At 49.8% G+C, this 25,850-nt stretch carries 20 protein-coding genes and 1 pseudogene; 12 read left to right on the top strand and 9 right to left on the bottom strand.

Annotated features, from left to right (window positions below; genetic code table 11):
• Positions 1-131 precede the first annotated feature (131 nt).
• On the top strand, positions 132-1,562 hold the full coding sequence (locus QN379_RS19555; protein WP_322239242.1) for an NCS2 family permease: 1,431 nt from the start codon (positions 132-134) through the stop codon (positions 1,560-1,562).
• Between the two features lie 522 nt (positions 1,563-2,084).
• Here QN379_RS19555 and QN379_RS19550 read toward each other — a convergent pair.
• Positions 2,085-6,572 carry a DEAD/DEAH box helicase gene (locus tag QN379_RS19550; RefSeq protein ID WP_322239240.1) on the bottom strand — a complete coding sequence of 1,496 codons (4,488 nt, stop codon included), beginning with the start codon at positions 6,570-6,572 and terminating at the stop codon, positions 2,085-2,087.
• A gap of 352 nt (positions 6,573-6,924) precedes the next feature.
• On the opposite strand from QN379_RS19550, the gene queE reads away from it, so the two are divergent.
• The 4 genes from queE (at position 6,925) to ldcA (ending at position 9,834) form a co-directional block, all read left to right on the top strand.
• Positions 6,925-7,560, top strand: a complete 636-nt coding sequence (queE, locus tag QN379_RS19545) for a 7-carboxy-7-deazaguanine synthase (protein WP_322239239.1) — start codon at positions 6,925-6,927, stop codon at positions 7,558-7,560.
• 165 nt (positions 7,561-7,725) lie between these two features.
• Entirely contained in the window at positions 7,726-8,175 is a 450-nt protein-coding gene (queD, locus tag QN379_RS19540) for a 6-carboxytetrahydropterin synthase QueD (protein WP_322239237.1), read from the top strand.
• 139 nt (positions 8,176-8,314) lie between these two features.
• Entirely contained in the window at positions 8,315-8,824 is a 510-nt protein-coding gene (tadA, locus tag QN379_RS19535) for a tRNA adenosine(34) deaminase TadA (RefSeq protein WP_322239235.1), read from the top strand.
• Positions 8,825-8,844: 20 nt separating this feature from the next.
• Positions 8,845-9,834 (top strand): muramoyltetrapeptide carboxypeptidase, encoded by a 990-nt coding sequence (gene ldcA, locus QN379_RS19530; protein WP_323507350.1) that lies wholly within the window; start codon positions 8,845-8,847, stop codon positions 9,832-9,834.
• Here ldcA and QN379_RS19525 read toward each other — a convergent pair.
• Positions 9,821-10,738 carry an aldose 1-epimerase gene (locus tag QN379_RS19525; RefSeq protein ID WP_322239231.1) on the bottom strand — a complete coding sequence of 306 codons (918 nt, stop codon included), beginning with the start codon at positions 10,736-10,738 and terminating at the stop codon, positions 9,821-9,823. The two genes, ldcA and QN379_RS19525, sit on opposite strands and share 14 nt — an antisense overlap.
• 361 nt (positions 10,739-11,099) lie before the next feature.
• Between QN379_RS19525 and QN379_RS19520 the strand changes: the two genes are divergently transcribed.
• From QN379_RS19520 to yjfF, 4 genes are all read left to right on the top strand, one after another.
• Positions 11,100-12,068 carry an ABC transporter substrate-binding protein gene (locus QN379_RS19520; RefSeq protein ID WP_323507349.1) on the top strand — a complete coding sequence of 323 codons (969 nt, stop codon included), beginning with the start codon at positions 11,100-11,102 and terminating at the stop codon, positions 12,066-12,068.
• 272 nt (positions 12,069-12,340) lie between these two features.
• Entirely contained in the window at positions 12,341-13,933 is a 1,593-nt protein-coding gene (locus QN379_RS19515) for a sugar ABC transporter ATP-binding protein (protein ID WP_322240699.1), read from the top strand.
• Between the two features lie 119 nt (positions 13,934-14,052).
• Positions 14,053-15,090: an ABC transporter permease gene (locus QN379_RS19510; protein ID WP_322240697.1), complete on the top strand. Its 1,038-nt coding sequence runs from the start codon at positions 14,053-14,055 to the stop codon at positions 15,088-15,090.
• Positions 15,090-16,133, top strand: a complete 1,044-nt coding sequence (gene yjfF, locus QN379_RS19505; protein WP_322239227.1) for a galactofuranose ABC transporter, permease protein YjfF — start codon at positions 15,090-15,092, stop codon at positions 16,131-16,133. Before QN379_RS19510 ends, yjfF begins: the two co-directional genes overlap by 1 nt.
• 19 nt (positions 16,134-16,152) lie before the next feature.
• Here yjfF and QN379_RS19500 read toward each other — a convergent pair whose 3' ends face one another.
• Positions 16,153-16,740 (bottom strand): O-methyltransferase, encoded by a 588-nt coding sequence (locus QN379_RS19500; protein ID WP_322239226.1) that lies wholly within the window; start codon positions 16,738-16,740, stop codon positions 16,153-16,155.
• A gap of 863 nt (positions 16,741-17,603) precedes the next feature.
• Between QN379_RS19500 and QN379_RS19495 the strand changes: the two genes are divergently transcribed.
• Positions 17,604-18,287, top strand: coding sequence for a PEP-CTERM sorting domain-containing protein (locus QN379_RS19495; RefSeq protein ID WP_322239224.1), 684 nt, complete (start codon positions 17,604-17,606; stop codon positions 18,285-18,287).
• A gap of 265 nt (positions 18,288-18,552) precedes the next feature.
• Complete coding sequence (locus tag QN379_RS19490) at positions 18,553-19,581, top strand: nucleoside hydrolase (protein WP_322239222.1); 1,029 nt, start codon at positions 18,553-18,555, stop codon at positions 19,579-19,581.
• Between the two features lie 276 nt (positions 19,582-19,857).
• On the opposite strand, the gene QN379_RS19485 is transcribed toward QN379_RS19490, so the two are convergent.
• The 5 genes and pseudogenes from QN379_RS19485 to modA all read right to left on the bottom strand — a co-directional run bounded on the left by QN379_RS19485 (position 19,858) and on the right by modA (position 23,723).
• Complete coding sequence (locus QN379_RS19485) at positions 19,858-20,772, bottom strand: PEP-CTERM sorting domain-containing protein (protein WP_322239220.1); 915 nt, start codon at positions 20,770-20,772, stop codon at positions 19,858-19,860.
• 712 nt (positions 20,773-21,484) lie between these two features.
• Positions 21,485-21,934 (bottom strand): SRPBCC family protein, encoded by a 450-nt coding sequence (locus QN379_RS19480; protein ID WP_322239218.1) that lies wholly within the window; start codon positions 21,932-21,934, stop codon positions 21,485-21,487.
• 378 nt (positions 21,935-22,312) lie between these two features.
• Positions 22,313-22,453 (bottom strand): annotated as a pseudogene (locus QN379_RS19475) (DUF1801 domain-containing protein); the annotation flags it as partial.
• Positions 22,454-22,672: 219 nt separating this feature from the next.
• Positions 22,673-22,819, bottom strand: a complete 147-nt coding sequence (locus tag QN379_RS23740; RefSeq protein ID WP_416186885.1) for a hypothetical protein — start codon at positions 22,817-22,819, stop codon at positions 22,673-22,675.
• A 67-nt stretch (positions 22,820-22,886) separates the two neighbouring features.
• Positions 22,887-23,723 carry a molybdate ABC transporter substrate-binding protein gene (gene modA / locus QN379_RS19470; RefSeq protein WP_322239216.1) on the bottom strand — a complete coding sequence of 279 codons (837 nt, stop codon included), beginning with the start codon at positions 23,721-23,723 and terminating at the stop codon, positions 22,887-22,889.
• A 651-nt stretch (positions 23,724-24,374) separates the two neighbouring features.
• On the opposite strand from modA, the gene QN379_RS19465 reads away from it, so the two are divergent.
• Entirely contained in the window at positions 24,375-25,229 is an 855-nt protein-coding gene (locus QN379_RS19465) for an NAD(P)-dependent oxidoreductase (RefSeq protein ID WP_322239214.1), read from the top strand.
• An 88-nt stretch (positions 25,230-25,317) separates the two neighbouring features.
• Here QN379_RS19465 and QN379_RS19460 read toward each other — a convergent pair.
• Positions 25,318-25,850 (bottom strand): hypothetical protein (locus QN379_RS19460; protein ID WP_323507348.1); only part of this gene is annotated, 533 nt, incomplete at its 5' end.

The following is a 25,850-nucleotide window of genomic DNA, read 5'->3' as shown; positions in this document are numbered from 1 at the left end:
TCCATACTAAGAGCGGGCTAGGACCGAGGTATTGCTTCTCGATTCGGGTGCGTTCAAAAACATAACACGAGACACCCTGAAGACGATTGCACGCATATTGCCTCAGAGGATAATAAAGGAGTAGCTTGATCATGATGGAACCACAACTTCAGTCCCCGCCGACAGGTAGTTTTAAAGCTTCCGGTCTTGATGCCGCTGGCATTGACCCAGCTATCGGGGTTGTACCCGAAACAGGAACCGGCAGGATAGACAAATACTTTCAAATCACTGCACGCGGCAGTACGCAGCGTCGTGAAATTATTGCCGGGGTCACCACCTTTTTGGCAATGGTCTACTCGGTGTTCGTTGTGCCGGATATGCTGGGCAAGGCCGGGTTTGATGTTAGCGCCGTATTTGTCGCCGTATGTCTGACTACCGCCTTTGGTTCTCTAATAATGGGTTTCTGGGCGCGTTTGCCTATCGCGGTTGGTTGTGCGATTTCGTTGACGGCATTCACTGCGTTTGGCTTGGTGCTCGGCAAAGGCATAACGCCAGCTGTCGCTCTTGGTGCAGTCTTTCTGACTGGTTTGGTCTTTACGGCTATTTCAGTGACCGGCGTGCGTTCATGGATTCTGCAAAATTTGCCTGCCGGTGTCGCCCACGGAACGGGTGTCGGTATCGGTTTGTTCTTGCTATTGATTGCGTCAAACGACGTAGGTTTAGTAGTTAAAAATGCCGGTCCTGGATTGCCAGTGGCACTTGGCCACATCACCTCTTTTCCAGTCGTGATGAGCATCGTTGGACTGGCGGCTATCTTCGGTCTTGAACGTCGGCGTGTGCCAGGCGGTATTTTACTAGTCGTCATTGGCATATCAATCATCGGATTAATATTTGATCCAGCCGTTAAATTTACGGGTGTGTTTGCATGGCCAGCGCTTAGCTCTCCGGGTCACGCCTCATTGATCGGCGCGATGGATATCAAAGGCGCGCTGAGCATGACAGTATTGCCGAGCGTGCTGGCGTTGGTCATGACTGCAGTGTTCGATGCCACGGGTACCATTCGTGCGGTGGCCGGACAGGCTGGACAAGTCAGTGAAAACGGCTACATTCTCAACGGTGGTCGTGCACTGACAGCAGACTCACTCAGTTCAATATTTGCTGGCTTTGTCGGTGGTGCACCTGCTGCTGCGTATATTGAATCCACCGTCGGCACAGCCGCTGGCGCTAGAACCGGTCTTACTGCAGTGGTGGTGGGCTTGCTGTTTCTCGGGGTTATCTTCTTCTCGCCATTGGCTGGCCTGGTGCCTTCCTACGCCACTGCGCCCGCATTGATGTACGTCGGATTATTGATGCTTGGCAGTGTCAGCAAGATGCATATGGAGGATACGGTCGATGCGATGGCTGGACTAGTTTGTGCCGTATTCATTGTCCTGACATGCAATATCGTAACGGGCATTATGCTCGGCTTCTGTACCTTGGTAATCGGCCGCATTGTTTCAGGCGAGTACCGCAAGCTAACATTCGGCACAGTCGCCATCGCGATCGTTCTGGCAGTATTTTATGGCGGTGGCTGGGCAATTTAACAGCGGTGCAAGGTTGTCATCGGGTAACGCCGTTGCCTTGCGTATTCGACTAAAAATTGGGCATGTCGCGTCGCTGGCGGCTGCCTGATCTCAGTGATCGTTTCGTCCAGAGTGAAAGTGGGACGCGCAATATCGCAGCGAAATACCACGCGGGCCTAACCGCAAGTTGCCATGTGAAAATGCTGATCAGGCAAATAATCACATCTCGTAATTGCTATGCTGGTGCGGATAAGTCTGCAATTATTGCACCATATTAATTTCTTTAGGGAAATATAAAATATTCCAATGTCATCGACGTGGATGAGCGCCAACTCTGTATGAATGTAATAGTTTGTAAAGAGGCATCGTCGATTGTTTGTGAAACGGTATATTGAATCTGTCTCCTCCAACACCTCCTAAGGTTTGGATTCAGCCCGCAGCCGAAAGGTCATGCGGGCTTTTTTTAGGCCAACGCCAACGCGGTGTTATTTCTCTTGGGAAGCGTCTAGGAACTTGCCTTTAGATGACGCGCAATGACGAAGGTTAATGAAGACCTGTTAACGCTTTACGGATAGGCTCCTGGTCGCCTGACTCAAGCGCAATGAGATAGCTTATTTTTCCCGCAATCACCGTTGCAACAGGCAGTCCGTCCCGGAATAGCACGCGGTTAGCGCTCAATGCAGGGACTTTTTCGCCGGGCAGCATGGCTCCGCAGAGGTTAAGAGGGTCGACGCCAGAGATGCAAATCAGATCACCGGAACCAGGCCGCCGACGCACATCACGGAGCAGTGGAATGGCCTCCGGTAAGGCGAATTGTTCGCCCGATAAACCGCCGACAAAACGGCCGCCCCGTAGTTCTCCCCGCGCTTCAAGACGATGGAAGATGGGGAGCAAATCACGCCATGGCGGCAACCAATTGGCTTCGCGTTCAAGTAACCGCCAGAAAACAACCCCATAGCGCCGCAATAACACCATAGCAATGTGTTCCAGCACCAATGGATCGATTCGTGGTTTTCTGCCCGAAATGGTTGTTGGTGTCATATTAAGGTTTGGGTCTCGGTCTGGATCGCGGTCTGGGTCGATATTTGAGGCAATAGGGCGCACCAAAGCCCAACGCCCAGCCTCGTCCATAGTTGTCATGGGCCAGCCCCGATGACGGCGGCGGGAATGTTCGGCGCGTTTCGCTGTTGGCACTAACAATGCCCGTAATCCTGCAAAACTGTCAGCATTGATCAGGCCAGCGGAAACTAATTCACCAAGTGCATTTTCCAACTCTGTTGGCAGCAAACGTGTATCAGTGAGTAGTTCATCGAAGAACATTGCGCCATGGCGTAGCAACGCCATGTGGACACGTTCTGAGCGCGGTGATATTTCGGGTTGCTCATTGGTAGGTTGAAGCGCATTCCAGATACGCAAATGGCGACGTTGCAGAAGTGCGATTGGGGTACTACGCAGCGGACCGGCCCCAGCGCGTAACGGCGCTGCAATACGGGTCCACACCACCTTGCCACTACGACATAAATCATCTAGCAACTGCGGGGAATAGTCGCTCAATCGTGCTGGAAGGATCGCGCTTTCCCAGCCTGCCGCAGCCCCTTCAAATCCTTCCAATTGGGCGATAACGGATGACAACGCATTTGGTCCTTTTAATTGTGTATCTGGTGTTAAATGCTGCCAATCGAACAGAAATCGCATGAAATCCTGGCGTTCGACCGGTTCAATTTCCCGTCGCAAACGCTTGATTGTGTACCGATGGATACGCGCCAACAGGTGCCGTTCACACCATTCTTCCTCGGCGATGCCGGGTGTAAAGCGCCCGCGCATGACATAACCTTCTGACTCAAGCCGAACCAGCCCGGAGGTAAGGGTCATCGCTGGTAAGCCGACGGTCTGCGTTAGCTCCGCTAGCAATTGCGGCCCGAAACCAGAAAGCCGCGCTCTCAGAATCTCAACAATTGCCTCATCGCGGTTCCAGTTGCGCTCCCCATCACTGTGCGCTTTTTGCCGGTTGAATAAGGGCGGGGTGGAAACTGCTTGCGGGTAAGCCGCCTGAAAACAAGCGATGCGTTCCAGTGGAATCCAAATACCGTCGGTAGCGTCCGGGTAAATTGACATAAGTGTTGCACGTCCGCTCAGCGCCAACGATTGCAGCCAGTCCCTCCAGCCTTCATACCGCCTTGCCTCGGTGTTGGTAACGAACGAGAGGCTCATCAGTGCTTCGTGCATTTCGTCACCATCTCGTACGCGTGGCCATGCTTCTTCGACGACGCTTGCGATGGCGTCAACATCCAGTGCGCTCATATCGTCAACCGAAGTAGGATCGGTCCATCGACGACTTTGTACGGCTTGAGTGCGGCGCTCTTCTAATGGTGCATCATCAAGAAAAGCGTAAGGCCTTGCATTCAGTATCTCCATGGCCAGCGGCGATGGCGTTGGCAAGTCGCGGGCAATGAGCGTCACATCACCTTGCTCAATACGGCGTAGCAGTGCAATCCAGCCGACGGTGTCCATCGCGTCATGCAGACAATCGTCGATGGTTTGCATCACCAATGGATGATTGGGTAGTTCACGTTCGCCAACCACATTCTCAAGGCATGCTGCCTGATCAGGGAATACGGCGGCTAACAGATCGTCGCTTTTCATCCGCTGCAATTGTGGCGCGACTTTACGGCCGCCGCTATAGCGTGGCAGCGCCAGTGCAACCGTCGCGTTCCAGCGCCAACGCACATTGAATAGCGGTGCATCCAGCAGCGCCTGAATCAATACGTGTTCGGCATTGCCGGACTTTAAATAGCGCCAGACTTCATCCAGGGCAAAGCTCTGGCTGGTTGAAAGTGATAAAACGATGGCATCTTCGGTGGCTGCGGCCTGTAATTCGAAGTTGAAGGTGCGGCAGAAACGCTTGCGTAGCGCCAACCCCCAAGCGCGGTTAATGCGACTGCCAAACGGTGAATGCAGCACTAGTTGCATACCGCCAGATTCATCGAAGAAACGCTCCATCACCAGCGTATCTTGCGTTGGAAGTGCGCCTAATGCAGCGCGGGCAGGCGCGAGATAATCGACGATCTGGCGCGCCGAACTATCGTCAAGGCCGACTTGTTCAACCAGCCAGTCAATAGCCGCCGACAGAGTGGGCGTCTCACCGCTAAATGTGACCGTACTGTCGGAATCGGCATCCTTGACGTTATGTAGCCGCAGAATGCCAGTTGTGCTCGATAGAAGCTGATCAACTCTGGCGCGCAAACGTGCGACCCCGACCGACAGTTCATCGCTTCGTCCGGGTGCTTCGCCGAGCCAGAAAGGGATGCTCGGCGGCATGCCATGCGCATCCTCAACCCTAACCCGTCCGGTTTCAACCTTCAGAATCCGGTAAGACGTATTGCCTAATTGGAAAATATCGCCCGCGATGCTTTCGACCGCAAAATCTTCGTGCACCGTCCCAATCGGATGTCCCTGCGGTTCCAGCAATACAGTGTAATCTGCATTATCGGGTATCGTACCGCCGGATGTGACAGCCGTCAGCTTCGCGCCTCTTCGCCCCCGCAATGTGCCAGCGACGGTGTCGCGGTGCAGATAGGCACCACGGACACCATTTCGCCCCGTATAGCCTTCAGTCAGCATGCGAAGGATCGCGTCGTATTGCCCGCGCGCCAGTGCTGCATAAGGTTCAGCACGCCGAACCAGCGCGAACAATTCATCTTCGGTCCACTCCTGACAAGCCACCTCGGCAACAATTTGCTGGGCCAGAACATCTAGCGGGGCGTTTGGAATGTGGAGCAAATCGAGTTCGTCGCGCCGTATGCAATCCAACAGCGCCGCGCATTCAATCAAGTCATCCCGTGATGTCGGAAACAGGCGGCCTTTGGGCATGCCGCCAACCTGATGCCCTGAACGCCCGACACGTTGTAAAACGGCCGCGATGCTGCGAGGTGAACCAACCTGACAAACCAGATCAACATCACCGATATCGATACCCAGCTCCAGCGACGCGGTGGCGATCAACACGCGCAGGTCGCCGCGTTTAAGCCGTTGTTCAGCATCTAAACGATATTCCTTGGCAAGGCTTCCGTGATGCGCGGCGACCGCGCTGGTTCCCAGACGTTCAGCCAAATGGCGGGCGGCACGCTCAGCCATGCGCCGCGTGTTGACGAATACCAGCGTCGTGCGATGCATGGAGACCAGTTCTGCCATTCGGTCATAAACCCGTTCCCATACGTCATTGGCCATGACGGCTTCGAGCGGAACGGGTGGCAATTCAATCGCCAGATCGCGTCGACGGATGTGGCCGACATCGACGATAGCGCAGTCGTTGACCATTGTTTCAGTGCCATCGTCGTAACGTCCCACCAGAAATCGCGCAACTGCATCCAGTGGTTTTTGCGTCGCGGACAAGCCAATCCGGGTGGGACGCTGTTCGCAAAGCGCATCAAGCCGCGCCAGACTTAGCGCCAGATGACTGCCGCGCTTGCTGCCAGCAACTGCATGAATCTCATCAACAATGACCGTCCGTGTGCCAGCCAACATCGCCCGACCACTATCGGAACATAACAGGACGTATAAGGATTCCGGCGTGGTGACGAGAATATGCGGTGCGCGTTTGCGCATTGCCAGTCGTTCGGCAGTGGTCGTGTCGCCAGTGCGCACAGCGGCTCGTATGCCGTGGTCGGGCAAGCCCATCTGCGCCAGTTCGCGCGCAATGCCTTCTAGCGGTGCATCGAGATTAATACGGATATCATTAGACAACGCTTTCAGTGGAGAAACATAAATCACTGAAGTCACATCCGGCAGGATGCCATTGCGCAATACACTCTCTTTTACCAGCGCGTCTATCGCCGCCAAAAAAGCCGTCAGGGTTTTGCCGGATCCGGTCGGTGCCGCGACCAAGGTAGGACGACCGCTGCGAATTAACGGCCACGCGAGCTGCTGCGCCTCCGTGGCACTCTTAAAAGTGCTGCGGAACCAAGCCGAGACAGCAGGATGAAAATACTCCCACATATTAACGGTAGCGGTGGCGGTGCATGGGGTAGCCATGGAATATTATAGGCTGGGCTGTGGATTTTGCTTTGCACACTTAATCAACCCATTCTAACTGCTGAGCTCAATCGTGGTTTTCCCTATCGTGCTTTCAGTGGGGCTCCTCAAGTTTTGCCGGGCTGGCTTGCATTCTAAGGCGATTTTCCGCATTTTGCGATCAGGACTTTATTTGGTTGAAATGATTGCCTTATTGATCACTTAATTGATTCGATATAATAGAAATCGTATTCGATAAATGAGTGTCAGTTTTATATCGTCATTCTGACTAAAGTCGGTCACAGCAGGAAATACCATTTTGTACGTTAAAATGCTAGGTTGATTTCATTTTCAGTTATTTGTGAGAAGCACCGTGACATACAGCATCAAAGAAATTTTTTATACACTGCAAGGCGAGGGCACGCACGCCGGACGCCCCGCGGTATTTTGTCGCTTTAGCGGTTGCAATTTGTGGACCGGACGCGAGGAAGATCGCAGCAAAGCCATTTGCCAGTTTTGTGACACCGATTTTGTCGGGACGGACGGGGAAGGCGGCGGCAAATTCAAGACTGCTGACGCACTGGCCAGTACGATCAACGCGTTGTGGCCGGAATCGTATACCGCCAGCAAATTTGTCGTCTTCACCGGCGGCGAGCCTCTTTTACAACTGGACGCTGCATTGATCGACAGCATGCACGCGGCCGGTTTTGAAATCGCCATAGAAACCAACGGAACAATCGACGTGCCAGCCGGTGTAGACTGGATCTGCGTCAGCCCAAAAATGGGATCGGTGCTTAAAGTCCACAAAGGAAATGAGCTCAAAGTCGTCATTCCCCAACTCGGACAAGCGCTGGCGACATATGAAACGCTTGATTTCGATCATTTCTATTTGCAGGCGATGGATGGTCCGTTGTTGGCGGATAATCTGCAACGCGCAATTGAAACCTGCAAGCGCAATCCGAAGTGGAAATTGAGCTTGCAAACGCACAAACTTTTACAGATTCCCTAAACTTATACCATTGGCGTCTTTAAGCCTTTGTACTGCTTCTGAAGTCTGCCTTGCAAAGTTCCATTGCTAAGCTGTGATTCAATACTGTCCTTAAAGCGCTTCGGGTTTGATGATTTGGACTCGTTTTAGATCAAATAGTTGATCAGTATTAATTGAAAATGAATTATGTTAACCATTACTCGCAAATTAGAGTTCGATGCCGGTCATCGCATCCCCGATCACAAAAGCCAATGCCGCAACTTGCATGGCCATCGTTATACGCTTGAAATTACGTTGGTCGGTGCCATTATTGAAGTCGAGGGAAGCTCCGACAATGGCATGATTATGGACTTTTCGGATATCAAGACGCTGGCTAAACAGCATCTGGTTGATGTCTGGGACCATGCATTTCTGGTCTATGAAAAAGACACCGTCGTGCGCGCTTTTTTGGCGACTTTGCCAGATCACAAGACCGTAATCATTGATCGTATTCCGACTGTCGAAAATCTTGCCCGCGCTGCCTATGACATCCTCAAGGCCGCTTACAAGGATCACTACGGTACAGGTTTGCATTTACAAAAATTGGTATTGCACGAAACCCCAAATTGCTGGGCGGAGATTTCTGAAGATCGTTGATTAATACGCCTTGAGGTCAGTTACCGGACCTTCAACTCAAGCGCGCAAAGTTCATTTATATGATTGAATGGTCAGCGCAACGGTTGCGCAATTCTCTTCGTTTCCATGCATTATTAGTTGTTCTGATAAATTTCACCGTATGGATAATCTTTCTCATCCAATAGACGCCGCTTCAACCGATGACATTTTCATGCGGCAAGCAATAGCGCAAGCACACAACGCTTGGGCATTGGGTGAAGTGCCGGTCGGCGCAGTCGTGGTGAAAGATGGCGTTATTATCGCCTCCGGATTTAACCATCCGATAGGCAATCATGACCCAACTGCGCATGCCGAAATAATGGCGCTGCGGGCTGCCGCGACGTTACTTGGCAATTATCGTCTACCCGGTTGTGAACTCTATGTCACACTGGAACCCTGCCTGATGTGCGCAGGCGCAATGATGCACGCGCGCCTCTCACGCGTGATTTATGGCGCTAGCGATCCAAAGACTGGCGCTGGCGGTTCTGTGCTCAACGTCTTTGAGCAAGAAAGGCTGAACCATCACACCGCGTTAACCGGTGGTGTCCTATCCGACGAATGTGGCACACTGCTTAAACAGTTTTTTTCCGAGCGTCGTCTGGCGCAAAAAAATCAACCTGAATTATTGTAAAACGTTTCCAGGACGCATCAGTGGATCTAGAAAATTCCGATTTGCCAGCCGATTTGCCAGCCGATTTGCCAGCCGATTTGCAAACACCAGAGCTTGCGCTATTTGCCAAAAAAGTTGGCGTTGCGTTGATCGCGCCAAGCGGTTATGCGCTGGATCAGCAGGTGCTTGGGCGTGGCATTCTGGCTCTGCAACAACAAGGTTGCGTCGTTTATAACTACTACGACGGGACGCAGAAATATCAGCGATTTGGCGGCACCGAAGCAGGGCGGTTGGCACAAATATACGCAGCGATTGATAATCCACAAGTGCAAATTGTCATGGCAGTACGCGGCAGTTACGGCATGTCGCGCTTGTTACCGTTGTTAGATTTTGAGCGGATCGCAGCAAGTAAAAAGCTCTTCGTCGGCCATAGCGATTTCACTGCTTTCAGTCTGGCCCTGTTGGCGCAAACCGGATTGCAAAGCTTTGCCGGACCGATGTTATGTAGTGACTTTGGTGACGTGGAACTGAGTCAATTCACCATGTCTCATTTCTGGCAAAGCCTGCGTCAAGCAGAGCAAACGCTCGATGTGGAGACCAACGGAAATCCAGACCTTGATGTCACCGGCACTTTGTGGGGTGGCAATCTGGCGATGATCAATCACCTTATCGGAACGGCCTATTTGCCGCAAGTTGATGGTGGCATTTTATTTCTTGAAGATATCGGTGAGCATCCGTATCGCATCGAACGGATGATCTTACAACTTCAATACGCCGGAATTGCAGAGCGCCAACAGGCGATAGTGCTGGGCGATTTTTCACATTATCGCTTGGCGGCCCACGACAACGGCTACGATTTTGATGCCATGTTGGCCTATTTGCGTTCGAACATATCTGTTCCAATTTTGACCGGCTTGCCATTCGGTCATGTGCGCGATAAAGTCACGCTGCCGATTGGCGGTCAGGCAAGGCTGATTTCCGGACCAGCCGGATTTCAGCTCAGGATCTACAGTACGCTTACATTACGCTGACCTGAAAATGGGTCTTCATCGAGAGAGTTTGTCCACGTGCTAGCGTGACCAAACCTGGTTTTCCGGTTACGTGGAATGCATTAATTGGATGCGTAATCGGTTCGAAGCAAAAATAGTCATGCTTCGGTGGCCGATACATCAAACTATAGCTACTACAGTTATCCATTGTCACTGACAGTTCCAGCCCTCGGTCAGGGTAGCTAATCAGCGCCTTTCCATCCCATCCCGTAAAGCAATTATCAATCAATGGTCCTTCCAATGCGGCTGGATGATTATAATTCCAGGTCTGTGGAAAGGCCTTCGTGTGAGCAGTCGGGATCTGATCGCTATCCGAAAGCCACACGCCATCGGCCCGCGAACTAAATCGCGTCGCCTCATTTCGTGGAAAGTAGGGATGTAATCCGAGGCCGTAAGGTAAGGATTCGGCTCCCAAATGGGTTACTAATAACGCTATCGATAGCCCATCGTCCGTTAACGTCAAAGTCTGGCTGCAACGATAACTGTGTGGATTGCCATCAAAGCAATCCGATTTTAGCGTCAATTGAATACTGTTTGGGGTTCGGTTGGCAACCCGCCATTTTTGCAGCCACGCATCCCCGTGAATCGGATATGGCTCGCCCGCGCGGTTTTCAAGAACTGGATAGTGCCGTCCTTGATGGGTGAACCCGCCATCAGTAATCCGATTCGACCATGGAACCAGCGGAAAACAGGCCATGGCATAGCGATCCTTTGAGGTTCCATCCCATGACCGCAAAAGAGGACTCCATTGTTCTTTCAACTTCCAATCCCATGCAGCAATACTTCCACCCAAGGTCGGTAGAACTTGCAACCGTTGTGTCGCCGATTGGAGTTCAACTACGCGGATGGCAGAAGAGGTCGTTCCTGATGGTTTCGGGTTTATCATATATTTAATATTGGAATAGTATTCTGATAGGTTTATGCAATGATCTTAATCGACTATAAAGCTTTCAATGATGAAATAATTCGAATAAGCAATACTCAAATCTCTTAAATAAATATTAAAAAAATAACTATTCGATGTTGAATTTGATTCAATACCTAAATGGTTATCGCTTACAGCAAAAAATTCATTGGATAAATATCAATCTTTCTTCTAGGATATGAAGTGGTTTGGAACAATCAGAACAGCGAATTGTTGCAAGGCGAAGCATTGCGGAATCAAAGAACAGTAAAACAAACATCGGCGCGTTATGCGTCGCATGATCCGCAAACAGCGTGTTAAACCAGCTCCAAGGAGAAGACAAATGAAATTAACCAGCAAAAAAATATTAGCGTCCGCATTATTTTTAGGACTAGATTTTGGGATTGCATCGAGTGCATTCGCAGACAAATCACTAGTAATGGGTTTTGCGCAGGTAGGCGCTGAAAGTGAATGGCGCACCGCCAATACGGCGTCGATCAAAGACGCCGCGGGCAAAGCCGGTGTCACGCTTAAATTCTCGGATGCACAGCAAAAGCAAGAAAACCAGATCAAAGCAATCCGCTCCTACATCGCCCAAAAAGTGGATGTAATTGCATTTTCTCCAGTAGTGGAATCAGGATGGGACACTGTCCTAAAAGAAGCCAAAAGCGCAAAAATTCCAGTTATCCTCACGGATCGCGCGGTCAACGTCACAGATAAATCGCTTTATGTCACCTTTATTGGTTCTGACTTTGTTGAAGAAGGACACCGTGCTGGTCGCTGGTTGCTAGAGCGCGCCAAGACCATGCCAGCCGGTGATATCAATATCGTTGAATTGCAAGGCACGGTAGGGTCTGCACCGGCGATTGACCGCAAAGCCGGTTTCGAGCAAGAGATCGCCACGAATCCACGTCTCAAAATTATCCGCTCGCAAACAGGTGATTTCACGCGTGCCAAAGGCAAGGAAGTGATGGAAGCTTTCCTTAAAGCTGAAGGCAAGAAAATCAATGTCTTGTACGCGCATAACGACGATATGGCGATTGGAGCAATTCAGGCAATCGAAGAAGCCGGTCTTAAACCAGGTAAAGACATCCTCATCATTTCGGTGGATGGTGTGAAAGGCGCATTCGAAGCCATGATGGCGGGTAAGTTGAACGTCACCGTCGAATGCAGTCCATTGCTGGGACCACAATTGATGCAAGTTGCCAAAGACATCGTTGCTGGTAAATCAGTGCCAAAACGGATCACCACGGTGGAGGGCGTGTTCCCAGCCGAAATCGCTGCTAAAGAGTTTCCAAACCGTAAGTATTGACACTAAACGGTTGGCGCTACATCACGAGCAACCACGAGCGACAATGATTGACGCCTAGTCCAGGACCGGAGCAAACTTAGTGCACGACCTTAGCGTTTGCTCCCGATTTGCAAAACAGAATCGGAGTAGACGCAAGTGTGCAAAGGGCGACGGTTCTGACGCTCAGTCATTCACTGTTCTGTTGTATGGCTAATGCATCTCATCCCATTGCTGCGCGCATCTTAACTTTTTTGTGCCGGTAATGGGATTCTTCGGGAAGTCTTTTGCCCATGATGACATCCATTACTACGCCATTATCGACCCCATTTTCTAGTCCTGAACATCGCTCGAAGCCGGTGTTAGAACTCAGTGGCATCTATAAAGCATTCCCCGGCGTCAAGGCATTAACTGATGTCGATCTCCTGTTATTTCCGGGAGAAGTGCACACGTTGATGGGCCAAAATGGGGCTGGAAAATCAACACTCATCAAAATATTGACCGGTGTTTATAAACCCGATAGCGGACGTATCCTGTTAAACGGTCGACCGGTGCAACCGCGTTCAACTCTGGAAGCCCAAAATCTTGGAATCAGCACGGTTTATCAAGAGGTCAATTTATGTCTCAATCTATCGGTTGCTGAAAATATCTTTATTGGCCGTTATCCGATGAAAAATGGTTTCATCGATTGGCCGATGATGAAACAAAATGCCCAAACATTATTGGCCGAATTACAGGTTGACATCGATGTGACCGCGCCGTTATCACGCTATTCGCTGGCGGTGCAGCAAATGGTCGCCATTTCACGCGCACTCAGCATTTCAGCCAAAGTATTAATTCTGGACGAGCCAACTTCAAGTCTTGATGACAATGAAGTCCAAATGCTGTTCACTGTATTGCGACGCCTGCGTGAACAAGGGCTGGCCATTTTGTTTGTGACACATTTCCTAGAACAGACATTCGATATTTCTGATCGTATCACCGTATTACGTAATGGCATCCGTGAAGGCGAATACCTCGTCAACGCCTTATCCCGCTACGACCTGGTCAACAAAATGGTTGGCGTCAGCGCTGAAGAAGCGCTTGCGCTCAGCAACGCGCGTGAAGAAAATTTGCAGTCATTGCCATTAACCGAGGTGGACCAAAACTCAGCCAGCAGCGCCACCTACATGGAGGCAGCAGGAATTGGGCGTAAAGGCGCGTTGACACCACTGGATCTTACATGTCGCAGTGGGGAAGTACTTGGCTTATGTGGCTTATTGGGTTCCGGGCGGACCGAAGCGGCACGTCTATTGTTCGGCGCAGATAAAGCAGACTCGGGAACCATCGCCATCAAAGGTAAGATTCACAAATTTAATTCGCCACGTGACGCGATTGCTGCCGGTATTGGATTCTCGTCAGAGAATCGCAAAGAAGAAGGCGCGATTCTTGAACTCAGCGTGCGAGAGAATATTATTCTAGCCTTGCAAGCGCGGGCAGGACTGATGCATGTCATCGGTCGCAAGCGCCAGCAGGAAATCGCCAATAATTATATTAAATGGCTTGGTATTAAAACGCCCAGCGCAGAAACCCCCATTGGCAAGCTATCCGGTGGCAATCAGCAAAAAGCATTGTTGGCGCGCTGGCTGGCGACCGATCCCGAAATGCTCATTCTGGACGAACCGACACGTGGCGTTGATGTGCGTGCCAAGCAGGAAATCATGGATTATGTCGTTTCACTCTGTCGCAAAGGAATGGCAATTCTGTTCATCTCATCTGAAATTGACGAAGTATTGCGTTGCAGCGACCGCATTCTGGTGTTACGGGACCGCAAAGCGTGCGGCCAGTATTTGCGCGGTGAGCTGGACGACGCATCAGTCCTGCAAGTCATTGCCGGAGATGCAGCATGAGTGTCGATAAACAACTGAAACCATCAGCGGCTATGCCAACAGAACAATCTGCAATCGCAGCTAATGCCTCGACTGCCTCGACTGCATTAGCCTTACCAACTGCAAGCCAATCCAGCTGGATGCAACATCCCTTATTCTGGCCCACGGCAGCGTTAGCCCTTTTACTGCTAATCGACCTGATCATGATCCCCGGATTTTTTCGATTAGAAATCAAAGATGGACATCTCTATGGCAGCGTGATCGACATCATCAATCGTGCAGCGCCGTTAATGCTGGTAGCGCTTGGCATGACATTAGTCATCGCCACACGTGGCATCGATATCTCGGTCGGTGCAGTCGTGGCGATCTCTGGCGCGGTCGCTGCGGGACTGATCGGCGGCGATATGGTGATGATCAACGGCGCACCAGAATACGTCAGCAAAATGCCGATGGTGTTTGCGCTCTTGATCGCCATGGGCGCGGCGTTGCTATGCGGCGTCTGGAACGGATTGTTGGTTTCCACCTTGGGTTTGCAGCCCATCATTGCCACCTTAATCCTGATGGTGGCGGGGCGCGGTTTAGCGCAATTGCTCACTGACGGACAAATCATCACGGTGTATTACAAACCGTTTTTCTTTCTCGGCAGTGGCTATTTATTCGGTCTGCCGTTCTCGTTATTTATTGTGCTGGCGGTCGGTGGCTTACTATTGTTGCTGATGCGTAAAACGGCGCTTGGTCTCTTTATTCAGGCTGTCGGTATTAATCCGGTTGCATCCCGACTCGCTGGTATTAAAACCTCGGCACTGATTTTTTTCGTGTATATGTTTTGCAGCGCCTGCGCAGGGATGGCGGGTCTCATGATTAGCGCCAATATCAAAAGTGCCGACGCCAACAACGCCGGTCTGTTGATGGAACTCGACGCAATCCTGGCCGTGACCTTGGGTGGTACATCCTTGGCCGGTGGTAAATTCAGTTTGGTTGGCAGCATCATCGGCGCATTAATTATTCAGACACTGACCTACACCATCTATTCAATTGGCGTTCCACCTGAGGTAAACATGGTGGTCAAGTCCATCGTCGTATTCATCGTTTGTTTGTCACAATCGTCGCAATTTCGCTGGCATTTTTCTGCTGCCGGAATACGCAGTTTCAAACATTTTTTTGCGGCGACCAAATAATGAAGAACGCCATACAAAACCTTCCCAAATCACTGACATTGCCCAAGTCTGCTGCATCGCAGACCCGCTCATTATTTAATTCACCTTATTTCACCTCCGTGATTACGGTGGCGTTATTTGCCATCATGTTCGGTCTTGGCTCCTTCTCTTATACTGGATTTTTTTCAGTGCAAGTATTTTTCAATCTCCTGATTGATAACGCCTATTTGCTGGTCATCGGTATTGGCATGACCTTTGTGATTCTGTCCGGCGGGATTGATCTGTCGGTCGGTTCAGTATTAGCGCTGACCACAATGATCTCGGCCTATTTGCTCGAAAGCCTGCATTGGCCGCCGTTATTTGTCATGATTTGCGTACTCCTGATCGGATCGCTATTTGGCGCATTCATGGGCGCATTGATTCATTTCTTTAAATTGCAGGCCTTCATCGTCACGCTCGCGGGAATGTTTTTTGCGCGCGGTTTATGCTACCTCATCAGCATCAATTCCATCACCATCGATAACCCGCTCTACGTGTCGCTATCGCAGGCCAGATTGACGTTTTTCGGTGCGTTCATTTCTCCCAGCGTCATGATTGCCCTCGTCATGCTGGGGGTGGCGATCTATCTCGCGCACTACACCCGTTTTGGTCGCGCCGTCTACGCCATTGGCGGTGATGAAGAATCGGCATTGCTGATGGGTTTGCCGGTTGGCCGTACCAAAATACTGATCTATTCCTTCAGCGGATTTTGCGCGTCACTGGCCGGGATTCTGTTTTCACTTTACATGCTGTCCGGCTACGGCTTACACGCCCAAGGCGCAGAGCTCGACGCCATTGCAGCAGTTGTCATCGGCGGCACGTTATTGAGCGGTGGTTACGGCTATGTTGCGGGCACGCTATCGGGCGTATTGATCCTCGGCGTCATTCAAACACTGATTACATTCGACGGCACACTGAGCTCGTGGTGGACCAAGATCGTCATCGGCGCATTGCTGTTTATATTTTGCCTGGCGCAACGTTTGCTGGCGATTGGTGGAAAGGCGCGCGGGAAAGCGACGGCATAATTGTAGGAATATTGCGACTTCATTTTTCCTTTGTTGCAAGAAATTCGCCTTTCCCTACGGGAACCAGGCTCGTCACAAAATCGCCATCTGCTTGAATTATGTTGATAAATAGCGCCATCTCTTTAGCGTGAGACGTGGCGTTATCCACCACCAGCAATCCACCACGACGCAGCACACGCTTCAAATCCGGCCACCATCCACCATATTCAGAGCGGTCTGAATCCAGAAAAATCATATCGAAGGCCGCATCTGCCGCACCGCTCAACACGGCGCCAGCATCTCCCTCAATTTGGGTGATATGGTCGGCCAAGCCCGCTCGGACGAAGTTCTTTGCCGCCATTGCAATTTTAAATGCCGACATCTCAACAGTCGTCACTTTGCCATCAAAAGTCCGTGAAGCATCAGCTAACCAAAGGGTTGAGTAGCCGTTAGAAGTGCCGATTTCAAGAATGCGTTTAGCGCTCATGATTTTTATCAGTACAGACAAAAAATCGCCCGTGTCACGCGTAATGTTCAACATGCGGCCTGGTCGATCCCTCATCAAATCGTCATTCGCGTGACCGAACTCTTCCAACTCGTCCAAAAGTTCTTTCAATGTTGAATTCATTGCTTACTCCGCATAGTGAGTGTTGAGAGAGCCTTGCAAACCGCCGATATCGCGATAATCATAAGGCATGGGCAATGACGGTAAAAATCCCGAGTTTAATAGGTGTTCTGATCATATTACAAATGCCGAGTGGCAGTTTCGCTTACCTGGCTGTCATTTTTGGAGTGTTTTGACTTGGCTAGCAAGACGCCGGTGGATTAGTTAAGGGCAGGCTGAAAGCGAAAGGGTATAAGGCATGATGTTTTCTTTTGTGTGTGGTTAAACCCGCGCCCCGCTTCCAAGCGGGTGGGCGGCAAATGGTAGAGTTGGAAGACTGGCGCACAAAAGCAAACCAGCAAGCACGAAGACTTGCCCGCCACAGCCGCCCTTTGAGGCAAAGAGAGATGATTGCACATAAAAAAAGGCACTAGATCGTTTTGTGCGATTTTGTGTTTTCAGGCTTTCAAACCTGGTTTCCTTTTTATCAGGGACGAAAAGAGCATAAAGCAAGACGGTAAAATCTGTGAAGTCTTGATTTTCAGTTGATAAAAAAGTGATTAGACGCGATGCGTTCGCGGATGATCCAAAGCGTTTGGGTGACCCCTTAGCCAATTACAAATTAAAAAAATGGCGATAGGGAGAGCAGCCGGTGCCTCACGTATTGTATTTTCCTGGTCGACGCAGATCAAATTGTCAGTATTTTTTACACTCTTGCCGTGAGATAGGTTTGAAAAAATCATAAGTCCATGATTTAAAACAAATAGTATATGTGGCATAACTATTGCTATTTAGTCATTGGAAAATCTATTTCATGTCTAAGGTGCGCAACTAAAGCTATGTAATCAACGGCAGCGACTTTAGGGTAATTATTTAACGGGGAAGTTATGAAAAATATTAAAAAAATCGCTTTCGTTGCTGCCGTTACCGTCACAACATTATTTTCGGTATCGGCACAGGCAACCCTCACAACTTACACTAACCTGGCGTTATTTGAGGCTGCTGCGGGTGCAACCTCTCTAGAAACCTTTAGCACTGCTACCCCCAACGTATCTGGCAATAATTTTGCCGGTACCTTTAACGGTTTTTCGCTGTCCAGCGTAGCGAACGGTAACAAGAGCGGCATTTCGACCGGATCTATTAGTGGCAGTGACAATACGGCGATTCCGGCAAATTTTTCCGGCCAAAATTTCTATGGTTGGGGGGAGGGAACTCAAGGTAACGTCGGTCCTACTACCACCTTTAGTTTTGGTCGTGCGGTTCAGGCGCTTGGTTTCGATTGGTTCGATACGGATGTTACTGATAGCTATTCATTGAAAGTCAATGCCTTGACTACGGTAGTTTTCAATTACAAATCGAGTGGCTTTTTTGGTGTTATTGCTAGCGCTGGCGAATCATTTACCACTGCATCAATCCAGACATTCACCGATGGTGGGTTCATTTCAACCGAGGGTTTTGATAATGTCCGTGTCTCCGCCGTTCCTGAACCGACTTCGCTGGCTTTGTTGGGTCTTGGAATCTTAGGCTTCGTCGCTTCACGACGCAAAGCAACTAAGCATACCAGAGGCTGATTCCTCATTTTTTCCATGGTCCGCTGATTAGGTGATTTCCGCTACCTGGTCAAGAAAAGTCTCCCACGATGACATTCGGCGAGACTTTTTTATTTGTCCGGTCCCATTTTATGTCCCGTCCAAAACAAGTTGCATATGCAAATCCCGCTATCCGTCCCTCGCCGAATTAAAAGGACGTTATCAACCTTGCGGTAATATCCACTGTTGTCTGGCTTATCGCTGCCATCTCCACACATATCCTCCACATAGGACAAGGAATTTACTTATGCAACGTTTCAATCTTTATTGTAGGCAGCTTCTGCGAGGCTTATTACTGTTGTCGCTATTGAGCATAACATCCGCTCACGCGGCCGAAAAGCGCGATCTCATCATCGATACCGATCCGGGCGCCGACGATGTAGTGGCGTTACTTCTGGCGCTGGCATCGCCCCAAGAGCTCAATGTGTTGGCCATCACCACCGTAGCAGGCAATGTCCGTCTCGATAAAACCTCACGTAATGCCCGGCTAGCGCGCGAATGGGCTGGGCGTGAAGACGTGCCCGTGTATGCGGGAGCGCCAAAACCACTGATGCGGACGCCAATCTATGCGGAGAACATCCACGGTAAAGAAGGGTTGCCGGGGGTGACCGTGCATGAGCCGAAACAAGGGTTGGCTTCCGGTAACGCGGTCCAGTATCTGATCAATACCTTGAGCAAGGCCAAACCACATAGCATCACCATCGCCATGCTCGGGCCGGAAACCAATCTCGCGCTGGCACTGATGCAGGCACCGGAGATTACCAACGGCATTAAGGAAGTCGTGGTGATGGGTGGCGCGCATTTCAACGGCGGCAACATTACACCAGTCGCAGAATTTAATATCTTCGCTGATCCCCAGGCCGCGCAGGTGGTGTTGGCAAGCGGTGTCAAGCTGACTTATATACCGCTCGATGTCACCCACAAGATTCTGACCAGTCCGCAGCGGCTCAATCAGATTGCCGGATTACACAATCAGGCGGGTACGCTGGTCAGCGACATACTTAACGCCTATGTTCCCGCCGACATGCTGCATTACGGTTTGTCTGGCGGTCCGGTACATGACGCCAGCGTTATAGCGTGGTTGCTGAAGCCAGAGCTGTTCAGCGGCAAGCAGATCCACGTTGACATCGATAGCCGAGAGGGAATAGGTTTTGGTCAGACTGTCGCCGATTGGTATGGCACGCTTGACCAAAACAAAAATGCATTCTGGATCGAAAACGGTGACGCCCAGGGTTTTTTTGATTTGCTTACGGCACGACTTGGACGCCTGAAATGATCATTGGTTAGGCTGGCCTATTTGACTGATAAATATCGACGGAATGTCTGCCGTACGAATTTAGTTGTCGGGCGCGATTGTTTGCGGCCTTTGATTGCATTGATCAGCTCTATGCCAACAGATGTTTCTTGCTACCATTGAAAAGATTCACTTGGTCACATCGGGGACGCGCCATGCCGGCAGCATCCTCGGTGGTGAGTTATTCCTTGCCTTGAATGGCATTTATAGCGCCAAAAAAGCTGAGGAATACCTCATCGCAGATCAGTTAATTGAAAATCACATTAAACGTTTTTTTCGCATTACAGCGATACCAAACAGTCCCAAACCTAGCAATGCCAGGGTTGCAGGCTCCGGCACCGCTTGGCCACCTGTCAAACCAATATCGTAACCACGCCATGTTCCTTTAGCTTGATCCACTACCCAGAACTGATCGTTCGCATAGCTATAACTGAAGTTAGAATCAAAGCTAGTGCCGCCGGATATCAGAGTTGCCGAGCCAAGATCTTGGCCAGTCATACTCCATGCATTCACAGTGCCATTGTAGTAGGTCAATAAATCATTGCCAACGATAGCCAATCCACGGCCTTGTGGATAGCTAGCCTGAGATCCACTAAAACCCGCTAAAGTGATGGCTCCAAGATAGTTACCCGTTAGATCCCAGGAGCGGACTTGACCCGCGGATTGTGCCAAATATTCGGTGCCCGCGCTATTCATTACAACGGCAGACTGAGAATCCAAGGATCCGCCATTCAACGTTACCAAACTCGTAAAATGACCAAATGAGGTTTGTTGGTAAATAACATTGCTGCCATAGCCGCGCGCTAGCAAATTATTTGAAGAATTGGTGAACACCGAGCGGAAGTCAATTCCGGGCGAAGGTGATGCCGAAGCGATTAAAGTGCCATTAGCAGCGTACTTTGAATAGGGGCTAGATTGAGAGCCACCTGATGCCGTATAGTAATTTACCCCATCCCAGGCAAGCGTCATGGTCGTCCCGGGATCTGCGTCGGTAAATGTCGTATTTTGTGTGTAACTTGGCTGTGTAAATACATTGGCTTGAGCTACAAAACTGACGCCAATTAAAGCTGCCGTGACCATTAAACCGCGAAAAGTGCTATGTTTCATCAAGAACTCCAATTGGATATATTTCTTTTTATTGTGAGAGAAAATAAGGCAATAGAAGGTAAGCATAAAACATGTCATATTAATAATATCAACCTAATCAATAGGTTAGCTAAAATATGACATATCGCATCTCGCATTGTGTAAGATTTTTCGACAAATAAAACCGAGAGTTGGTGATCGCAGTCGGTGGTCTAATCGTTTTCTTCACCGTTAAAAAACATAATCTTTATAGTGCCTCTCACAATTTGTGTAGGTATGCGATTTGTGTATCCAGCGTAGGTGCTTGCGTTCTGTTTTCTACTAAATCCCCCCGATTGGATATGCCGTATTCGAGCGTGAACCCTGTCTTTGTGTGTGGGAAATAATTCGGCCCCATCGACACTAAACATGAAACCATGTAGTTGCCAAAAATACCGTGTGCCTTAGCTCAAACGCACAGCCGCCCTGTGCAAACAAAAGCATTTTCACTGCCTATGATTTTTTGAGCGTGATAGATTTGCGGATCAAACCCGCGACGTAATCCTAATCGTTACCTTCGTTTTGAAGCAAATACGTAAGTGACGCTCAAAAATAGGGATTTGAGTAGTGCGTCACGGATCGCGCCGTCCACGGGAAAAGCAGGGCGTTGGCGCAAGCATCGATGCTGCGCCATTTGAAAGCCTTTCGTTCGGATTCTGGTTCAACATCCTGCGTAGGCGACGAGTATCCGCCGTCCGATGGAAAATAAGGCTTTCCCAAGAAGAGATTAAAACACCAGACCAGAACGTGCCTTGCCTGGCTACCCCGAAATCTCTGGCTCGACGAGTTTGGCAAGTTGCGCGAGCGACTCTTGCCAACCGAGATAACACATCTCCAGCGGAATGGCTTCCGGCAATCCCTCTTGCACGATACTGATTTCGGTTCCGCACAGCACTTCCTTCAAGCTCACCACTGTTTGCATTTCTCCTGGAAGGTTCGGATCGTCAAACTTGTCCGTGTAGTGAATTTTTTCGAACGGTACCAGTTCACGATATTCTCCGCTGAAGGAGTGCTCCTGGCCGGTTGCGAAGTTTGTGAACGACATCCTGTAAGTGCCGCCAGCTGTTGTATCCATGTGATGAATCTTGCAGGTGAAACCGTATGGCGGAAGCCACTTGGTCATTGCGTCAGCGTGTAAAAATGCACGATAGATGCGTTCTGGATTTGCACGTAGCACACGATGAAGTCGGATGATACCTTTGGTTTGCATGATCATTTCCTTTCGATTTGTTGTCGCGGAAGCGGCATATTTTAAATCGGCGACTAAATGATTCCAGGAAGTAAGTTGGCGTGATTGAGTTGACTGAGTTGACTGAGTTGAATAAGGCCGGTATTGAAAAAGTTAAAAGCCAAGGCCACACCCAATAATAGTCTCTCGCCTGATTGCGTCAAGTACAAGAGGTAAGTACAAGAGGTAGGCCATCAGATTGAAGGGAGAGGTGCGCCGAAGCATCAATCCCAAGGCTCGCCTTTGCAATGGCCTGCTATCGATCACCACGGCAGAATTCTAACGAGAAATCTGGTCAGTTCTGCGCTCGTAAAAATCGCGCGTTGTCGGGTATTTTCTATGGCGGAATTCTTCACTACTTTATTTTTTTGCAGTTTTTGCCTTGCCAGAGCCGTTAAGAGCAACCGCTTGGTTAACGAGCGCCCTAAAGGCGGACTCGTTCATGTCCTCTCCTTCGTGTATGTCAATTGCGCGGCGTACGTTTCCATCGAGACTAGCGTTGAGTTCCGCATTAAATCTTTCGACAAAGAAGTCCATGAATACTCTTACTTTTTGGCGTATTTGGGTACGGCCAAGCCACAAGATCCAAAAGGTTGACAAGCGCGTCATGTAAGCGTCCAGTGCTATCCTTCATTGGCCTTCAGTAGTTCCGACGCAAGCTGGGCGAAATGCGTCGACTGCTTTGACTAACATGGTTGATGACGCATCAGAAGCTGCAATTCAAAGAGCGCCAATATGGGCAGTACCATTGATAAGTCGCGCCATAGCCTCTGCATCGACGGGCTTAATTATTCCGTCATCGACAAGTGACTGAATCGTCTGTGTTGTCCTGAAAAGGCATTCGTTTTGGCTAGGCCATTGTGATATTTATCGATAAGAAAGCAAACGCACGACCATTAAAATAGTCTCGGCCAAATACAGATAGCATGATTATCTATTTAGCTGAGGAGATCGCCACCGCCGTAAATTTATACTGACTCATTATTTTTTGCGCTTGCGGGCTTAAAAGAAACAGCGCAAATCGGTATGCAGCGATATGAGATTTCGGCTCCCGCGTCACGACAGATAAACCATAGTCGGCGGTGATTGACAGTGCTTCCGGCAGTTCGACAGACGTTAACTCGGGGTCAGGAGTGGTTTGACGCGAGCTGCAATAACCGAGGAAAATATCCACTTTCTTTTGTGCAAAGAAATATTTCACTGCATCCTTTGCTTGAGGAACAGGTGGATTGTTCGTGCCACCCACCAGTTGCTGTGCCTTCTTTTCCAGAACGGCTTGTGCGCCATGCCGTACTTTTTCCGCCTTCGCAAACATCATCCAAACGTAGTCGCCTCCGGGATCGGCCTTCGGTGTCGAGGTGCCTAACCTGACGCGCGGATCCATCAAGCGGTCCAGCAAATTTTCCGTGGTGAGGTTGGAGTTAGGCAGCGCTGTCGCGCACAATCTGTTGCGTACCAAAACAACAGGTTGCGTGGCAAATCCATCGTCCGCAAGTTTCTGCGGATGTTCCATATTAGCTGACACAAGGATATCAGCCGGTTCGCGATTTTCGATACGGTCCAACAACAATCCGGCTGGACCAAATACCGTTTCGATCTGCTGCCCGGTCTGCTGAGAATAGAGTTTGGCGACGGCAGTCATTGCACCGGTTAAGCTGCTAGCAGCAAATACTCTGACTGGTGCCTGGGCATCCGATGCAGCATTTGCAGCGCCCGTACCTAAAGCGAAGGAAAAAATTACGTATTTGATACATGTTTTGTGGTGGTTCATTTTGCTTGTCTTTTCATAGAATGTTTTTACGTCACCCGTCTTCACATTTGTCGATGTTGGCAACAATGGCGACGTTATAGAGCTTGTCTTGATCAATATCAAAATTTAGTCCCAGCGATGTCTTAACCCTTTTCGTAGAGGGCCAAACGGAAACGTGCCATTGCTTAATTCGCTCGCGCATCAATTCGGTCGGTGCTCGTAAGTGGGGAGGCATCACCTCGCGATGAAACGGGGATCTGTTGTCGGCAATTATTTTGCTATTAGCGCTGTATTCTAGAGAATATAGCGAATAAAGTGTAAACAGCTCCTCTGATTTCTTCTAAAGACCGGACAGCTTTGTGTAAATAAGCTGGATGATTTGCGAAGCGCGGCGGACAAGAGGGTGGGCTGTAAATAGCAGTGTTGATAGATTGGCATACAAAAACCAGCAAGCCCGAGACTTATCTATTGCCGTCGCCTATTGAAGATCGTACGAAGCAGATAAACATAAAAAACGGCATTGCGCCGTTTGTGGAGCGAAAGTAGAGCATCGTGGTGAAGTCGATGAGTATTGATTAGCCGCCATAAAGCCCTCAGTCGTAATCTGCCAAATTGCACCGGTGTTATATTTACGCATTCTGTTGTTCAGCTTAAATTTTAAAAGGATACGTCATGGCAAACATCGCTTTTCTTGGTACTGGCTTACTCGGAGCCGCCTTCGCTGAGGCGGCTACAAAACGTGGTGATTCTGTTACTGCATGGAATCGCTCCATGGATAAAGTTGTCGCTCTGGCGCAGTTTGGCGTGAAGGCAGCAACGACGCCTGCTGAAGCGGTTCAAGGTGCTTCAAGAGTTCACATTGTGTTGAAGGATGACGCAGTAGTTGAAGAGGTTATTGCGGCGGCGCGCAGTGGATTATTGCCTGATGCGATCCTGATTGATCACACTACAACATTACCGACGCTGACTGCTGAGCGGGCCGAAAGATTACATGCGGCTGGTGTGAAATATTTACACTGTCCGGTCTTTATGGGGCCACCTGCTGCGCGCAATGCTCAAGGGGCGATGATGGTTGCGGGGCCACGGGCGCTTTTCGAATCCGTCGAGGCGGATCTCGCCAAAATGACCAAGCGTCTCCAATATATGGGTGAGCGCGCCGATCTTGCCGCAGCGAACAAATTGTTTGGCAATGCCATGATTATTGGCCTCACCGCGGTGATGGCGGACGTTCTCACACTCGCGCAAGCCAGCGGTGTTGACGGTGAAGATGCTATCAAATTGCTTGGTCTGCTTGATCTGAACGGCATGGTTGGTGGGCGAGGGCTAAGCATGGCCAAGGGACACTTCACTGCGAGTTTTGAACTGGCGATGGCGCGCAAGGACGTTCGATTGATGTTGGAGACAACAGGTGATCGGCCGATGGCGGCATTGCCTTCGATTGCCGTGAGAATGGACCAGCTCATTTCAGCAGGATATGGCGCGGAGGATGCCAGCGTTCTTGGTCTCGACACGGTCTCGCGGCCTTAATTTATCTTTTTATACGGATGGACATGTTGTAAAGTTTTGGGCACGCGTCATTACTGAGTTAATTGTGCGTTAACTTTTCACATCAGGACTAACTTGTGCTTGGATTGAATTGAAGCTGGCTATCGGGAGTGTAAGAAAATGTCCCGATAGAAAGTCTCTCCAGATTGGAAATATCAGCTAATGACACAAATTGTGCGGCACCAGTTATTTGATGGATAGCGTAACAGAATAAATGTCGATAAGAATGTTGCTGTTCAAACGTCTTCGGCTGAACGGCGCCAAGAAAATGACTTTGATCGGATGGACTCAGCAATTCTACGAGTGGATCGATAACATGGCTGCGTGCATTCTCGTTTTGTGGATCACAATGGATGCTTAAAAAAGCATGGTCTAAGAAATAATCATTTAATTCGCCTGATATTCCGCAAAGTTCAACAGTATGGGGATAGCCATTTTCAACGATTGCGCGTGCCGCGAGCATGCATAGATCAGCACAATTTCCAATTGCATAAAGTTTGACTGCGTTAGTAAGTTTAATAAAATCTTCCGAAGTGAAACTATTCATCGCTTTTCCGAAAGTTCCTGCTGACTGCTGCATGATGCGTTGCTGCTTCTTTAGGC

Origin of the sequence: Glaciimonas sp. Gout2 (assembly GCF_035018905.1) — a bacterium.
In the GTDB taxonomy this organism is placed as follows: domain Bacteria; phylum Pseudomonadota; class Gammaproteobacteria; order Burkholderiales; family Burkholderiaceae_D; genus Glaciimonas.
Note: the sequence above shows the minus strand (reverse complement) of the source record. Positions and strands in the feature narration are given on the sequence as shown.